General features: G+C 38.4%; 16 protein-coding genes and 1 pseudogene. 11 read left to right on the top strand and 6 right to left on the bottom strand.

Annotated features, from left to right (window positions below):
- The 7 genes from J2Y67_RS20150 to J2Y67_RS20180 form a co-directional block, all read left to right on the top strand.
- On the top strand, positions 1-433 hold a 433-nt coding region (locus J2Y67_RS20150; RefSeq protein WP_310176918.1), incomplete at its 5' end, for a hypothetical protein.
- 69 nt (positions 434-502) lie between these two features.
- On the top strand, positions 503-706 hold the full coding sequence (locus J2Y67_RS20155) for a hypothetical protein (RefSeq protein ID WP_310176919.1): 204 nt from the start codon (positions 503-505) through the stop codon (positions 704-706).
- Positions 707-745: 39 nt separating this feature from the next.
- Positions 746-970, top strand: a complete 225-nt coding sequence (locus J2Y67_RS20160) for a hypothetical protein (protein WP_310176922.1) — start codon at positions 746-748, stop codon at positions 968-970.
- Positions 971-1,341: 371 nt separating this feature from the next.
- Positions 1,342-2,700 carry an arsenic transporter gene (locus J2Y67_RS20165; protein ID WP_310176924.1) on the top strand — a complete coding sequence of 453 codons (1,359 nt, stop codon included), beginning with the start codon at positions 1,342-1,344 and terminating at the stop codon, positions 2,698-2,700.
- Positions 2,701-3,061: 361 nt separating this feature from the next.
- On the top strand, positions 3,062-3,784 hold the full coding sequence (locus tag J2Y67_RS20170; protein WP_310176926.1) for an amino acid ABC transporter ATP-binding protein: 723 nt from the start codon (positions 3,062-3,064) through the stop codon (positions 3,782-3,784).
- 20 nt (positions 3,785-3,804) lie between these two features.
- Complete coding sequence (locus tag J2Y67_RS20175) at positions 3,805-4,584, top strand: ABC transporter substrate-binding protein (RefSeq protein ID WP_310176927.1); 780 nt, start codon at positions 3,805-3,807, stop codon at positions 4,582-4,584.
- Between the two features lie 62 nt (positions 4,585-4,646).
- Entirely contained in the window at positions 4,647-5,294 is a 648-nt protein-coding gene (locus J2Y67_RS20180) for an amino acid ABC transporter permease (protein ID WP_310177054.1), read from the top strand.
- 45 nt (positions 5,295-5,339) lie between these two features.
- On the opposite strand, the gene J2Y67_RS20185 is transcribed toward J2Y67_RS20180, so the two are convergent.
- On the bottom strand, positions 5,340-7,166 hold the full coding sequence (locus J2Y67_RS20185) for an LTA synthase family protein (RefSeq protein ID WP_310176928.1): 1,827 nt from the start codon (positions 7,164-7,166) through the stop codon (positions 5,340-5,342).
- A 186-nt stretch (positions 7,167-7,352) separates the two neighbouring features.
- On the opposite strand from J2Y67_RS20185, the gene J2Y67_RS20190 reads away from it, so the two are divergent.
- A complete protein-coding gene (locus J2Y67_RS20190; protein ID WP_310176929.1) occupies positions 7,353-8,738 on the top strand; it encodes a glycosyltransferase family 2 protein in 1,386 nt (461 codons plus the stop codon).
- 42 nt (positions 8,739-8,780) lie between these two features.
- Here J2Y67_RS20190 and J2Y67_RS20195 read toward each other — a convergent pair whose 3' ends face one another.
- Positions 8,781-10,130: a D-serine ammonia-lyase gene (locus J2Y67_RS20195; protein WP_310176930.1), complete on the bottom strand. Its 1,350-nt coding sequence runs from the start codon at positions 10,128-10,130 to the stop codon at positions 8,781-8,783.
- 103 nt (positions 10,131-10,233) lie between these two features.
- Positions 10,234-10,977 carry a hydrogen peroxide-dependent heme synthase gene (hemQ, locus tag J2Y67_RS20200; RefSeq protein WP_310176932.1) on the bottom strand — a complete coding sequence of 248 codons (744 nt, stop codon included), beginning with the start codon at positions 10,975-10,977 and terminating at the stop codon, positions 10,234-10,236.
- A gap of 285 nt (positions 10,978-11,262) precedes the next feature.
- Between hemQ and J2Y67_RS20205 the strand changes: the two genes are divergently transcribed.
- The 3 genes from J2Y67_RS20205 (at position 11,263) to map (ending at position 14,371) form a co-directional block, all read left to right on the top strand.
- On the top strand, positions 11,263-12,225 hold the full coding sequence (locus J2Y67_RS20205) for a LacI family DNA-binding transcriptional regulator (protein WP_310176935.1): 963 nt from the start codon (positions 11,263-11,265) through the stop codon (positions 12,223-12,225).
- 384 nt (positions 12,226-12,609) lie between these two features.
- Positions 12,610-13,329 carry a YebC/PmpR family DNA-binding transcriptional regulator gene (locus J2Y67_RS20210; RefSeq protein WP_310177057.1) on the top strand — a complete coding sequence of 240 codons (720 nt, stop codon included), beginning with the start codon at positions 12,610-12,612 and terminating at the stop codon, positions 13,327-13,329.
- Positions 13,330-13,630: 301 nt separating this feature from the next.
- Positions 13,631-14,371 (top strand): type I methionyl aminopeptidase, encoded by a 741-nt coding sequence (gene map, locus J2Y67_RS20215; protein ID WP_310176940.1) that lies wholly within the window; start codon positions 13,631-13,633, stop codon positions 14,369-14,371.
- A 780-nt stretch (positions 14,372-15,151) separates the two neighbouring features.
- Here map and J2Y67_RS20220 read toward each other — a convergent pair.
- The 3 genes and pseudogenes from J2Y67_RS20220 to J2Y67_RS20230 all read right to left on the bottom strand — a co-directional run.
- Positions 15,152-15,555: pseudogene (locus J2Y67_RS20220) on the bottom strand (permease); the annotation flags it as partial.
- Entirely contained in the window at positions 15,548-15,766 is a 219-nt protein-coding gene (locus J2Y67_RS20225; RefSeq protein WP_310176942.1) for a hypothetical protein, read from the bottom strand. The pseudogene J2Y67_RS20220 and the gene J2Y67_RS20225, both read right to left, overlap by 8 nt.
- Before the next feature lie 71 nt (positions 15,767-15,837).
- Entirely contained in the window at positions 15,838-16,152 is a 315-nt protein-coding gene (locus J2Y67_RS20230) for an ArsR/SmtB family transcription factor (protein WP_310176945.1), read from the bottom strand.
- Positions 16,153-16,174 lie beyond the last annotated feature (22 nt).

Raw genomic sequence — 16,174 nt, forward strand, 5'->3', positions numbered from 1 at the left:
GGATCCAGCGGCAGTCATGGTAAAAGGAGATCCAGTAGCAGTAGCGGTAGCAGCGGATCCAGCGGCAGTCATGGTAAAAGGAGATCCAGTAGCAGCGGATCCAGCGGCAGTCATGGAAGTAGTGGATGTAGCTGCGGTAGTTCTGGTTCCTGTGGTTCTTGCGGAAGCAGCGGGTCCAGCGGTAGTTCCGGTAGTAGCGGTAGCAGTGGGTCCAGCGGTAGTTCCGGTAGTAGCGGTAGCAGTGGGTCTAGCGGTAGTTGCGGTAGCAGCGGTAGCAGTGGGTCTAGCGGTAGTTGCGGTAGCAGCGGTAGCAGTGGGTCTAGCGGTAGTTCCGGTAGTAGCGGTAGCAGTGGGTCCAGCGGTAGTTCCGGTAGTAGCGGATCAAGTGGTAGACAAAGTTCCAGGCGGAGCAAAGGAAGTCGCGGACCATTAGGAAAACGTCACCGTTCAGGGTCCTCAGGAAGCAGCGGCAGTTCCGGTAGTAGTGGAAGCAGTGGTTCGAGTGGCAAACACAGTTCAGGAAGCAAAGGAAGTCATGGCTCCAGTGGCAGTTCCGGCAGTTCGGGAAGCAGCGGCTCCAGTGGCAAACACAGTTCAGGAAGCAAAGGAAGTCATGGCTCCAGCGGTAGTTCCGGAAGCTGGGGTAGTAGCGGGTCAAGTGGAAACAAAGGTTCAAATCGTAAGCGCCGCAAATATACCAGTATAAGCAGCGGATCAAAAAGCAGTTCCGGGTCAAGTGGACGCCATGGGTCCAGTGGATCAAAAGACAAAAAGGGCACAAGTGGCAGCAAGGGGAATAATGAATCTGCCGGAAGTAATGAGAGCTCCAGCACGGGCAACTGTTCCTGTGAAAATAATAATCATGGTTCCAGTGGAAGTACGGGAGACCAAGAAAGAAAATCGAAATACCGGGGAAGTACAGGTAACAGTCAAAATAGCAGAGTATTCCAAGGAAGTCTTGGTTCCCTGAAAAAAAAAGGAAAAAGAAGTTAAATTAATAAGGATCACCAAAACAAATTGGAGCCTTAGAGTTTTCCATTGTCCAGAAAATATTTTTAAAAAAGTCTACCGGTACATTCAACTGTACCGGTTTTTTTATTCACCTAAACCCTGGATGAACATCCAGCGGGACATTATAGTGAAATCTGCCTACAGAGGAAAAGGTGGGTAATAATCTAGTAAATATTAGTAGGGTTTTAGCTGAATTATCAACATTTCGAGATATTCGTTTAGTTCAAGCTTCCAATATTTACGTATGATAAAACAAAGGACAAGGGGTGAACGAAACGCAATATAGAAAGGTTTTATCAGAAGTTTGACATCAAGGGAGTGAAAATTTACATGTATTCGTTGTCGACGGTAATCATCACCATATTTTCATTTATCCTTACCATGGTTTTGATTTTTCTCCGTCCCAAAAACATGAACGAGGCAATCCCTGCAATAATCGGAGCCATTATTGTTTTCCTTAGCGGAAGTGTTTCGCCAGGGGATTTACTGGATATTAGTTCAAAAGTAACAGGAGCAGCCATTACCATCATAGCCACAATTGTAATGGCGATTGTGCTTGAAAGTTTCGGTTTTTTTAAGTGGACAGCTGCTCTCATGTTAAAAGTTTCAAAGGGATCGGGAATTCGATTATTTTGGTATACGTTGTTACTTTGCTTTTTTATGACACTATTCTTTAACAATGATGGAAGCATTTTAATCACAACTCCCATTTTAATTTTAATTTTAAAAAATCTTGGGTTAAAGAATCGTCAAAAAATTCCATACCTTCTAAGTGGTGCTCTAATTGCAACCGCCTCAAGTGCGCCAATCGGTGTAAGTAATATTGTAAACCTGATTGCCCTAAAAATTATCGGAATGGATCTTTATCTCCAAACTGAGATGATGTTTATACCAGGGGTGTTAGGTCTGCTATTTTTGGCTTGTTTATTGTATTTAATCTTCAAAAAGGATATCCCAAAAGAAATTCGCTTCCATTCCTATTCGATTCCTCTCCAGGAAAACCGCCGCTACCATCCACTCCAGAAAAGTAATGAAAGTTTATTTCAACAACAAAAGAAACTCATGATTTATATGCTGATATTTGTATTTTTAGTTCGGATAAGTCTCTTTGTTGCCTCATTTATGGGAATTTCCGTTTCATTGGTTGCCGTATTAGGTTCTTTTATTTTATTAATTTGGCGTTGGATTTATCTTAAGGTAAACCCTAAAGATGTAGCTGGCAAAATCCCATGGTATATCTTAATTTTCGCCTTTAGTATGTATGTGATCATTTTTGGTCTCCATAATATTGGTCTAACAGATTATTTATTAGTCCATTTAAAACCAATAGTAAATGATAGTCTATTTCATGCCAGCATTACCATGGGGATTATTACCGCAGTGTTATCGAACATATTCAATAACCATCCTGCCTTAATGGTTGCCACTTTAACCTTAACTGAAATGGGACTAGACCCACTTTTACTAAAAACCGTCTACTTATCTAACATTATTGGCAGTGATATTGGATCGCTCATTCTGCCAATCGGTACCCTAGCGACTTTAATATGGATGCATATTTTAAAGAAAAATCATATTCCCATTACATGGAAGGATTACATGAAAGTCACAATCATAGTAATTCCACTTACAATGATTTTTACCCTCATTTCTTTATACCTCTGGCTTTTACTGGTATTTGTAAATTAAAATAATCAGGATTCATCATTGATGGATCCTTTTTTTATTAGAAAATATGTCATTAAAGTTATTTATTTTTAAAGAAGTTTTTAATCTTCTTATACAAAATGTATAAATTTTAAGACAAAAACTATACTCCTTGTCTAATAGATGCACTTTCCTTCTTTTGATATAATATTTAAAAAGAGAGAAAATTCCGAATATTAATCTGGTGAATTCCAACATTAATAATATTTTACAAGAAAATTTGGGTGATTTATGGAAGATACCACTTTTTATAGTTTTATAGTAGGACATTTAAAAGTTGTTATTCCTTAAAATAGCTTCCCGAAGCAAACCCAAATTTTTTCTACATCAAAAGGAGGTAGACATGATACAAGTTAAAAACCTTGTTAAAGCATTTGGTTCCAATACTGTGTTGGATGGAATTGATATATCCGTGGAAGAAAAAGAAGTTGTTGTATTGATTGGTGCGAGCGGTTCAGGAAAGAGCACACTGCTTCGATGTCTTAATTTTCTTGAAATGTATGACCAAGGGGAAATCACCCTTCTTGGAAAAAGGGTTATACCCGATAAGACAAATTTGAATCATATACGTGCGGAAGTTGGGATGGTATTTCAACACTTTAACCTTTTTCCCCACAAGAACGTTCTGGAAAATATTATGGAAGCCCCTTTGTATGTTAAAAAAGAGGACAAGCATCAAGCAAAAGAAAAAGCGCTTGATTTACTCGAAAAAGTAGGTTTAAAAGAAAAGGCACTAGCCTATCCAAGGAATTTATCAGGAGGGCAAAAGCAAAGGGTAGCTATTGCCCGCGCGTTAGCAATGGAACCACGTATAATGCTCTTTGATGAACCGACCTCAGCACTGGATCCTGAACTTGTCGGCGAAGTTCTCCAAGTTATGAAACAACTCGCTAAAGAAGGAATGACCATGATCGTAGTAACCCATGAAATGGGATTTGCTCGTGAGGTTGCAGATCGTGTTGTATTTATGGGGAACGGCAAAATTTTAGAAGAAGGTCCACCAAATGAATTCTTTCTTCATCCAAAGCATGAAAAAGCTAAACAGTTTTTAAATAGTATTTTATAAAAATAATGAGGAGGATTACCATGAAAAAGAAATGGGGAATGGGTTTATTTATCGGAGTAATTCTTGCAGCTTTGATGCTCTCAGCCTGCAGCAACAAAACTAATACTGACTCCACAAAGGAAAAAGAATTCCGTTACGCGATGAGCGGATTGTACAAACCTTTTAATTTTAAAGAAAATGGAAAATTACAGGGCTTTGATGTAGAAATCGGACAAGCACTTGCAAAGAAAATGGGTATGAAGGCTGTACCTGTCACAAATCCTTGGGAGACCATCATTCAGGGACTTCAGTCCAAAAAGTATGACGCCATTATCGGCAGTATGACCGTAACAGATGAACGAAAAAAATCAGTAGATTTTACGGAAACATATTATCGCTCAGGGGCACAAATTTTCGTAAGGAAAGATAATCGGAATATTCAGGCCCCTTCTGATTTAAAAGGAAAGAAGATTGGTGTTGTCAAGGCAAGCACCTATAAAGAGCTAGCATTGACCTATACAGACAAGAAGAATGTTGTAGAATATGATAGTGATATTACTGCGCTCATGGATCTGCCAACAGGAAGATTGGATGCGGTGATTACAGATCAAATGGTTGGTTTCCCAATAATAAAAGCAGGTGCAATTAAGATTCAAGATGTTGGTGAACCATTAACCCATGATGATCAAGCCATTGCTGTCCGGAAAGAGGATAAGGAATTAAAAGAAAAAATCAATAAAGCGCTTCAGGAAATCATAAAAGATGGAACCTATAAAAAAATTAGTGATAAGTGGTTCGGGCGCAGTATTTTAGGAGAATAGGAGCTTTGTAAGGGTGTCGATTGAATGGCACCCTTTTCAAAAAAGATAGGAAGGTGATTTTTATTTTTGAGATTTTTTTAAACACCTTTGATGTTTTTCCAAAAGCAGCCTTTCTAACCTTAAGGTTAACGATTATATCGTTATTAATTGGATGTATCATTGGACTGATATTTGCATTTTTCAGAATCTCTACAAATAAATGGTTAAATAAATTGGCATCATTATATATTGGTTTAATCCGAGGAACTCCTCTAATTGTTCAAATTGCGATCCTTTATTTTGGTATCGCTTCGGTTATTACACTTTCCCAATTTTGGGCAGGAGCTTTAGCATTAGCCATTCATAATGGGGCCTACATTGCAGAAATATTTCGTGGGGCCATTCAATCTGTAGACAGTGGACAAATGGAGGCAGGACTTTCACTAGGGATGAGTTATCCCCTTACGATGAGAAGAATAATATTGCCCCAAGCATTTAAATTTTCCATTCCACCGCTAGGAAATCAATTTATAATTGGGTTAAAAGATTCCTCCTTAGTAGCTTATGTTGGAATGGCAGACTTATGGGGTTCTGGGTTAAGTGAAGCAGCATCCAATTACAAGCAGCTGCAAACGTATATCGTTGTCGGCTTTTACTACTTGGTGCTCGTATTAATTTTTACTTACCTAGTTAGAAAAATGGAGAATCGCATGAGTCTTGATGTTAGATAGTAATAAAGGACGGAGGGAGATCCTTCGTCCTTTGTAGTTCTCACATTATTTCAGTTTTGGAAATGATTTTACATATTGATCTGAGAGTTTCATGTATTTGATCATCTTTTCTTCTTCCTTTATGGCACTTGCTGGCGCCGCTCTCTCTTTCCGCTCGTTAAGACTTAAAATTTTTCCCTGGTCATTGGTTTTCCCGGGAGAGAAGCGATAAAATTGGTTCACAAATGTTCCTGTTGGGGCATAAAAACGAATTCCGATTTGATTCTTATTTACATTAAGCAAATCATTTCCAAATACGATTTGTTTACTTATATCCAATCCTAAAAGATTGGCAACTGTTGGATAAATATCAACCAGACCACCGACAGTAGGAATATTCTTCGCTTTTTCTACTGAAGGAACCTTCACGATTAAAGGAATGTTTAAATGGTCTAAGACTGAATCATATTTTCTTCCAAAAATCTTCTGAACTATTTGTTTATCCTGGTCAGTTTTTATCTGTAGACCTTGATGATCACCATAAACGACAATGACGGAGTCCTTATACAGTCCCGCCCGTTTTAATTCCTCTATAAATTTCCCAAAAGCATAATCAGCATAGCTAACCGCTTTGATATAGGACCCTACGAAGGAATTATCATATTCCTTTGGCAAAGGAACCGTATTGACCTGTTTCGATTCCGGAAGCTTAAATGGAAAATGACTGGATAGGGCGATGATATCTGCGTAAAAATTCTTCCCGTTTCGATGGAAGTCTGCTAATTTTTGGATGGTTTTATGATACATAACCACATCCGAAACACCATAAGAGATGATATCATTTGTACCAAAATACTTTTTGTCATAATATTCTTTGAAACCTAAGGACTGATATAGCCGATTTCGATTCCAAAAAGTAACACTATTAGCATGAAAGGTAGCGGTATGGTAGCCATTATCTCCAAGGATTCTTGGTAAACTTGGCACCGCTTTTCCTTCGACTGCAGTGGACATCGGCACATCCCCTAAAGGATAGATGGAAGTATTGGTAATAAATTCGGCATCTGAAGTATTTCCTTTTCCCACCTGGGAGTAAAAGTGGGGGAAGTAATAGGAGCTCTTTACCAGTTTATTTAAATTAGGAGTTACTTCTTTACCGTTAATTTTTAAGTTAATAAAAAAGTTTTGAACGGATTCCAGTTGAACAATAATCAGATTTTTATCCTTTGCAATCCCGAACAATCTACTAGTGCCTTTCTGCGATAAATGTCGATTCTTCTGTAAAGATTCTGCGCTTATGTCATTATTTGAAAAAATAGAGTGGAGATCCGTTGCCGCCTCTGAAAACTGATAACCCATAATCCCTAATTTTTCATATTTGCTTAATTCATTAATGATTTTTGAGGAAGAAAATAGGCTTGTTCCGGTAAAAAATAATAAAAGGGCAATGGTTAACCCAAAAAGTTTTGGACCTAGTTGGAATAGGCTAAATGGTAAAATACGCTTTAGTTTTGGCCAAAAACAAAGCAAAATAAAATCGAAAAATAGCCATATATATTGGAGTTTAAATAGAGCAAAGATACTGTCTGAAATTTCACCTACCTGATCAATCTCACCTAAAGATTTATAAGTGAAAATGGTGTTGTAGTAATCAAAATAGAGTAAGGTGGTTAAGCAAAGAACGGAATAGCCCAAATTCAGGATTAAAAGTAAAATACTTGAAACCTTATTTCTAATCGATGACACCATAATAATAAATAGGGCTAAAAAGGCCATTTCGGTTAAGAAACCAACGATATTTAGTTCATCCATAATCGAATATTTTACAAATAATGATTTTAATAATAACGAGAAAAACACAAATAGACTGAGTTTAGCATTTCTTTCTTTCATCCTGCACCTGCCAAAAATAATATTTAATTGTTCCTTTTCTATCCTTGCCAATACTGTATGCCTGAAATACTCCAGAAACAAAAAACCAATATTAGTTTAAAATCCTTTCCGTTTTAAAAGCGTTCTTTATGGATACCCTTATTGAAAAGGGGTAACAGACAACACCCCATAAAGTTGAGGTGTACTATGTTTATCATTTTAGTGGCAATTTGTTTAGTACTAACTGTGGGATACGGTGTTTTTACACATGGCTGGAGTGAAGCTTCAAATCTTGGGATTTACCTTTTTCTACTAGCTGTACAAGCCATTTCACTTTTTTTTGTCGGTTATCAAACTTTTATGAGTTATGCAGGACTTCGAAAATTTAAAAAGACAGAAATCCAGGAACCTAAAAAGAGCTTTGCAGTCCTCGTTGCAGCACACAATGAAGAAAATGTAATCAGCCAGATCTGTGAGAATTTAAAAAATTTAAATTATCCGAAAAACTTATACGATGTATATGTTATTTGTGATAATTGCTCAGATGGTACTGCATCTGCTGTCCGTGCTACAGGTGTGAAGGCAATGGAGAGACATGATCCAGAGAGAAAGGGGAAAGGCTTTGGCCTCGAGTGGATGTTTGAACGCTTATGGGAGATTGAAGAGGACGGAACCTCCTATGATGCTGTGGTCATGTTTGATGCCGATAACCTGGTTGGAAGGGATTTTTTACAAATCATCAACTCCAAGCTGATGGAAGGGCATGATGTCGTCCAGGCCTATTTGGATTCTAAGAACCCTGAAGATACATGGGTAACCAAATCCTACTCGTTTGCCTACTGGTCCACGAATCGAATTTATCAGCTAGTAAGAGAGAATTTAGGGTTAACAGCCCAACTAGGCGGGACAGGGGTTACGGTTACCACCAAGGTTTTAAAAGAAATTGGCTGGGGGGCAACTTCCTTAACAGAAGACCTTGAATTTACGCAAAGATATATTTTGAAAACAGGAAAAAGAGTGGCTTGGGCTCACGATGCAAAATTATATGATGAAAAACCACTGGGCTTTAAACAATCTTTTAGGCAGAGAATTCGCTGGATGCAGGGGCATTTTGACTGTATGACAAGATATACCTTCCCCTTACTTATGGAAGGGATTAAAAAACGGAAGTTCATGCTGATTGATTCTGCCATTTATTTAGTTATGCCTTCTCGATCGATTTTGGCATTAATCCTAATCGTTGCCGGTTTTCTCTCTTATACGGGTGTTTATAAGGTTGATGGCTTTTTAGGGGATGTCGTCGACAAGTCTTTAATCTTTGATGGGTGGATTTACGGGACCTTTATTGCGGCTTATTTGTCCTTGCCAATTCTTGCTATGCTTTTAGAGAAGAAAGGGAAAAAACTTCACTGGTTTTTTGTTTCCTATATTTTTGGGCTCTCATGGATTCCCGTTACGATTATTGGTTTTCTTAAAAAGAACCAGAGAGAATGGAATCATACCGTTCATACTCGTGCTGTTGCCATTGAGGAATTAGAGATGGAAACAGAAGAAGAGGCAGAAACAGCTTATCAAGCATCCCCAACAAAATGATTAAAAAACATTGGGTACGAATGCCCAATGTTTTTTATTTGTTCACTGCATTTTTTGCGAAATTTCAAGTCCTTTTTCGTAATATACCTCAAGGATTTCTTGAGGTACCATACTTCCGCCGGTTGCCCATACAATATGGGAAGCATTTTTCATCTTTTCCTTTAAGTTGTACTTCCTGATATAATCGGAACCTTTTTTTAATAAAAGCAACGGGCCTGCCATACCTGCTAATGCGGAGGGTTCTAAGCGAATTTGCTCTTGATCCACTAATTCCTTTAAAAGCTGGTAAAGATGCTCATCACTCACCGTATAACTGCCACTCAAAAAAGGCCCTAAGGTTTTCCCAACAAAACCAGAGGGTCTGCCGACTGCCAGTCCATCGGCATCCGTACAATTATCAATCCCTATATCCTGAACGGAAATTTTATCGTGGAGTCCTGTGACTAAACCAAGCAACATGCAAGGGGAGTGGGTAGGCTCGGCAAAGAAACAATGTACATGGTTCCCAAATAATTGTTTTAACCCAAAGGCTACACCGCCAGGACCTCCACCGACTCCGCAAGGAAGGTAAACAAATAGCGGATGGTTTTCATCCACCATTACGGCTAATTCCTCTAATTGCCGTTTTAAACGAGAAGCAGCAACCGCATATCCTAAAAATAGATCACGGGAATTTTCATCATCGATGAAATAACAGTTGGGATCGGCTTCTGCTTGAATTCTCCCTTCTTCAACGGCTTTACTATAATCTGCTTCATATTCAATGACGTTGACGTTTTTACTGCGAAGAAGCTCTTTTTTCCATTGTTTTGCATCAGCTGACATATGAACCGTCACATTAAAACCTAATTTTGCACTGATGATGCCAATACTAAGCCCCAAATTTCCAGTTGAACCAACTGCGATGGAATACTGGGAGAAAAAAGCTCGAAACTTTTCACTATCGAGCATAGAATAATCGTCTTCAAGCTTTAACAACCCATTTTTTAGCGCTAAATCTTCTGCATGCTTTAAAACCTCATAAATTCCGCCTCGTGCTTTAATTGAACCGGAAATCGGAAGGTGGCTATCACATTTTAGCCATAATTCTCCCTCGATAGGCACCTGATCTTCTTGTTCTAAGTATTGTTTCATTGAAGGAATTTTCACTATAGGGGACTCAATCATCCCGGCTGTTGCCTGTGTTTCAGGGAATACTGTCGCTATGTATGGTGCAAATCGATTTAATCGATCCTCAGCGTCCCGAATATCTTCTTTTGTTAAAGGAGCTTTTTCCATTCCTTTTTCAAAAGTTTCAAGAATAGGATTGACCCAAAAAACTTCATCCAATGAAATTAAATTTTGAAGCAAGGGATACTGCGCGATTAGTCCTGGTATGTCAAGATTACTCATAAAATTTACCTCCTTTTGTTTTCCTGAGATAATTTTAGTGTAACACAACAGAAGTCGATAACTGCCACAATAAATAAAAAAGACGGCGAGTTACCGTCTTTTTTTATATTTGAAAGAACTGATTCATTTGGTCTTGTGTTAAAAGATTTCCAATAAAGAAAGAACCGAAAATCCCGTAAACAGCGCTGACCTCGTCAAATCTTGTTTCATAGATTAATTTTTTAAATTGTAATGCATCATCACAAAATAGGGAAACACCCCACTCATAGTCATCGAAGCCAACAGAACCAGTCACAATTCGTTTAACTTGCTCTGAATATGGTTTTCCTGTATCAATATGTTCAAACATCAATCGTTTTCGTTCTTCCATAGGGAGCATAAACCAGTTTGTATTATCACCGCGAAGTTTACTCATCGGATAAAAACATATGTACTCCGTTTTTGGGATGGAAGGGTAAAGCTTTGCCCGCATTGCAGGATCATCATAGGGATTGGCCCGCATTTGCGAATAAGTGCTTTTTTCAATAACTGAAACATAGGAATAAGCAGGCTTTGTGTAATCTGCCAGTAATGTTTTATTAAACTCTGTCTTCACTTCAATTAATTCTTTCATGGACGGGCGGAGAATCATAAACATAAGATCAGCTTTTTGACCTGCAACCGTATAAACAGTATGACTCCCTTGCTTATTTTTCTCCACCAATTCCCACTTACTTAAAAGCGATTTAAATTCACTTATTGCTTGTTCACGTTGTGCTTCAGTTGCTGCCTTCCATTTTGGCCAATCAATATTCCGGAAATCATGTAAACTATACCAGCCCTCGATTGTTTTCATCGCTTGATTCATTTTCATCACTCCAAAATAGGTTTCAATATCTCAAGTACAAATGATAATCATTTTCATTATTTTATGATGTGATATAAATCACATTAAAAATTCTTGCTATGTAACGCGTTTCATATTCTAAAATTTAAAATACAAAATAAAAGGGAGGATATTATTATGTTAGAATTAATGATCATGTGTGCGATTATCTACTTAAGTACATTTCTTTGTTTAAAGCAAGCAGAAGAGGAGTATAAAGTAATACCGTTTGAAAACTTTGAAGATTTTTTTTAATAAGGTGATAATGTGACAAATATAAGAGATTTGGCGAAAATGGCAGGTGTTTCTGTTACGACTGTTTCACGAGTTTTGAATCAACATCCATATGTGAGCGAGGAAAAAAGGCACAAGGTTTTAGAAGCTATTGAACAAAGTAATTATCACCGTAATATGAATGCTGTTCATTTAAGTAAAGGCAAAACTTTTCTGATTGGAGTCGTCATTCCCTTTACGGAACATCCTTATTTTGGTTTAATCATCAAGGGGATTGCAAACGAGGCCTTGGTTCACCATCATCACCTCGTTTTAATCCAAACCAATTATGAAGAGGAGCGAGAACGAGAGGCTCTAGACATGCTAAAACAAAAACAAATTGATGCATTGATTATTTGTTCAAGAAAATGTGATTGGTCTATAATCGATGAATATCAGCCATATGGACCCATTATTTTATTCGAGGATACGAGAGGAAAGGGAGTATCCTCCATATTCGTTGACCATTATAAAACATTTGATTATGCTTTAGACTATTTAAAATCGAGAGGACACCAACAGATTGCCTATTGTATTGGACGGATGACAGGAACAAATAGCCGAGCAAGGGAATCAGCCTATAAAAATTTTCTTAAAAAAAATAACCTGCCCTTTAAACGTGAATATATCTTTGATAACTGTCTATATATTGAGGATGGAGAAAGAGTGGTAGAACAGATCCAACAAATGTCTTGCCCGCCAACTGCCATTTTGGCAACCAGCGACCAGGTTGCCGTAGGAATCATTACAAGCTGCCAGCAGCGCAATATTTCGATACCAGGAGATCTTGCCTTAATCGGCTTTAACAACGAGCCAATTGCGAAAATGTTAAACATTACGACCATTGAAATTCCACTTATTGAAATAGGAAGAAGGCTTTTTCTGCAATCAGTTGAACACGGGGAAGTTTCTCACCAAGAAATTTCTGTTAACCTAATTGAGAGGAAAACCGTCTAATTAAGAGGATGTTAAAGAACAATGTTAATTTTTAAACAAAATTGATTGGAGCGGAAGGCGCGAAGACTCCTCGAAAATGCTAACGCATTTTCTTCGTGCGTGGGCCGATTCAAGGAAGCAATTCAGTGTCCTGTGGGAGTACGGGGTAGGGGAAACCCCACAGGAGCATAGCGACGAGGAGGCTTCCCAGACCGCCCACGGAAAGCGAAGCGCCTGGAGCGGAAAACAACAACTAGTTTAACAGAGCCTATAAAAAAAGATACATTAATATTGAATTTTGCTTGGATGAGGGATGGAAGACACTTAACAAATTGCCCATTTTAGGATAATATTATCTAGTGAATTATTTCTGTTGATTCAATGTTGAAAGAGAGTTGGAAGACGATGGGACGTAAGTGGAATAATATTAAAGAAAAGAAAGCGTCTAAAGATGCAAATACGAGCCGTATTTATGCAAAGTTTGGCCGTGAAATCTATGTAGCAGCAAGACAAGGAGAACCAGATCCAGAATCCAATACAGCATTAAAAGTGGTACTGGAGCGTGCCAAAACATACAGTGTACCAAAACATATTATTGACCGTGCGATTGACAAGGCAAAAGGCGGTTCAGATGAAACCTTCGACGAGCTTCGTTATGAAGGCTTTGGACCCAACGGTTCAATGGTGATCGTTGATGCGTTAACAAATAACGTAAACCGTACCGCTTCTGATGTACGTGCTGCTTTTGGTAAAAACGGTGGCAACATGGGGGTAAGTGGCTCTGTTGCTTATATGTTTGATGCGACAGCTGTTTTTGGGATTGAAGGGAAGACAGAGGAAGAAGTTCTTGAAATGTTAATGGAAGCGGACATGGATGTTCGTGACATTATTGACGAAGAGGACCAGGTAATTGTTTATGCTGAGCCTGACCAGTTCCACGCTGTCCAGGAAGCCTTCAAAAATGCCGGCATTACGGAATTTACTGTTGCTGAATTAACTATGCTTGCACAAAGTGAAATTACGCTTCCAGAAGACGGACAAGCAAAATTTGAAAAAATGATCGATGCACTCGAAGATTTAGAAGATGTTAGACAAGTGTACCACAATGTGGATCTAGGTGAATAATTTAAATTTGCAGCCCATTTTAGCAAAACTGGGCTGCTTTTAATTACTGCCTGTCCTATTTTAAAAAAAGCCCGCCCATTCTATGGACACCTATCCCGCATACATTAGAGAAAGTAGGGCATATAACTAGCTATTAAATAAACGACCTACTATTTTATTAAGACACTTGCATGATAAAGAAGTGTCTTTTCATTTTTAAAGTTTCTAGACAAGGGCAAGCACTTGGATTTTTAAAAGACTACAGGTAAAATTTATTACATAGAAGATTTTATGACAAAATTTTAAGATAGGGGAATTATCCATGATTGTAAAAACGGAAGAAGATATTAATGGAATAAAGGAAATTGGCCGTATTTGTGCAGCCATTCGAGATGAATTAGTTCAAAGAACAAAACCTGGTATCACAACAAAAGAATTAGACGAAATTGCCGGCGACCTTTTTGAAAAGGAAGGGGCCGTATCCGCTCCAAAAGGAGAATATGATTTTCCTGGCTATACCTGTATTAGTGTGAATGAGGAAGTAGCCCATGGGATTCCGGGGAACCGAGAGATTCAAGAGGGGGATCTCGTCAATATTGATGTATCAGGTTCCAAAAATGGTTATTTCGCTGATACTGGGATTTCGATTGTCGTAGGAGAGGGAGATCCCGTTTTAAAGAGAATCTGCGAAGTGGCCCAGGAAGCTTTCGAAGCTGGTCTTAAGAAAGCAAAGCCAGGTTCGAAAATAAACGGTATGGGGAAGGTAGTCTATCAGACGGCAAGAAAACAAGGATTCACCGTTATCAAGAACCTAACTGGTCATGGAATTGGCCGGACTATTCATGAGAAGCCTGAATATATTTTTAATTACTATGAGCCGTCAGAGAGCGGCTTGTTAAGGGAAGGTATGGTTATTGCATTTGAACCATTTATTTCTACTCTAGAAGAGGAAGTAATCGAAAAGGGGGACGACTGGACCTATATAACCGAACAAAGCCGCGTTGCCCAATATGAACACACCTTGATAATTACAAAAGACGGTCCGATTATTGTCACAAAATAAGTTAGAGAAATCAATATTGACTGATAATTGCCGTACATGTTGAAATTATTAGTTTTGAGGGCATTATGAGGGGTTCATAGTTCCCATACTTGCTGAAAAATCGGTTCCACGGGCACTATCAGGGGTTCATAGTTCCCATACTTGCTGAAAAATCGGTTCCATGGGCACTATGAGGAGTTCATAGTTCCCATACTTGCTGAAAAATCGGTTCCACGGGCACTATTAGGGGCTCACAGTTCCCATACTTGCTGAAAAATCGGTTCCACGGGCACTATCAGGGGCTCATAGTTCCCATACTTGGTGAAAAATCGGTTTCACGGGCACTATCAGGGGCTCACAGTTCCCATACTTGGTGAAAAATCGGTTCCAAGGGCACTATCAAGGGCTCATAGCTCCCATACTTGGTGAAAAATCGGTTCCACGGGCACTATCAGGGGCTCACAGTTCCCATACTTGGTGAAAAATCGGTTCCACGGGCACTATCAGGGGTTCATAGTTCCCATACTTGATGAAAAATCGGTTCCACGGGCACTATCAGGGGTTCATAGTTCCCATACTTGATGAAAAACCATTTACATGAGCACTAACAAGGTTTCAAAAGTACCCATTTTGCTAAATCTGATGAATAAATCAAAAGAGGCCTCATGAAGAGGCCTTTTTAGCTGAACAACATTCTTGTCTTTCCACCTTATTACTACCATTCACTTTAACTTCTTCAATTTTCACCTTGCAGCAGTCCGATTTTTTCTTTATAAATTTGAACACGTAAAACCCCTCCTATTAAACTAGATAAAAGATAAAACCTGATAGAGTCAACATCACAAAAACCGAAAACACAAAGGAAACCACTAATTGTTTTTTAAAGATAGATTTTAGTAATATCACTTCTGGCAGGCTGGCACCGGCAGAGCTGATAATCATGGCCATCACAGGCCCTAACGCCATTCCTTTGGCAATTCGAATTTGCGAAATTGGAATCATACTGGATAGACGAATATATAACGGGATCCCGATCATGGCGGCAATCGGGATGAGCCACCAATGCTCCTTGCCAAACACACTTGAAATCCACTCTGTAGGATCTAATCCGTGAATTACTGCTCCAATGGCCGCTCCCCCATAAGCAAATAAGGATAAATACTTTTTATTAAATCCAGGGTTTCCTTAAAAGCTAATTTAAGATTTAACTGTATCCATCCAGATCCTAAGCCTCTTTAGCAATTGCAAGCACAGCCGCAAATTAACTGTTTGAGAAGATGACTGTTTGAACTTTTTTATTTTGGAAAAATAAGCTTCCTTTTCAATAAGGTCAAACCTCCAAGCATCTCTGGTATTTCTTTCAATTTCCTCCTGACGCAATTTCAACATTTGATAAACAGCAAATTCATTAAACATAAAGATCTCCCCCTTTAATCAAATTATATTGATATATAAATCAAAAAAAATTGATATAATGCATAAAAAAATTAGTCATTTGTTTTGAAGAGGCAGCAAAGCTCATGCGACAATAAATGATTCAGTTCTTTTTGATTGAGCTCGTAGTAGCTCCAGGTTCCCTTTGTTTCTTTTGTAATGATGTTTGCTTCCAATAAGATTTTTAAATGGTAAGACAATTTTGATTGAGCCATATCCACTATTGGCGCCAGGTCGCAAACACACATCGACCCTTTTTGAGTTAAAATATTTATAATTTGCAGTCTCTTTTTATCAGCTAAGGCTTTAAATTTTAACTCGTAATTCTCAAATACTTTTTCTAAGGAAATATCCTGAATTTCTTTCAAGTTTTCACCTCTTTATAAATCA

Source organism: Neobacillus niacini, from assembly GCF_031456445.1.
Lineage (GTDB): Bacteria > Bacillota > Bacilli > Bacillales > Cytobacillaceae > Neobacillus > Neobacillus niacini_I.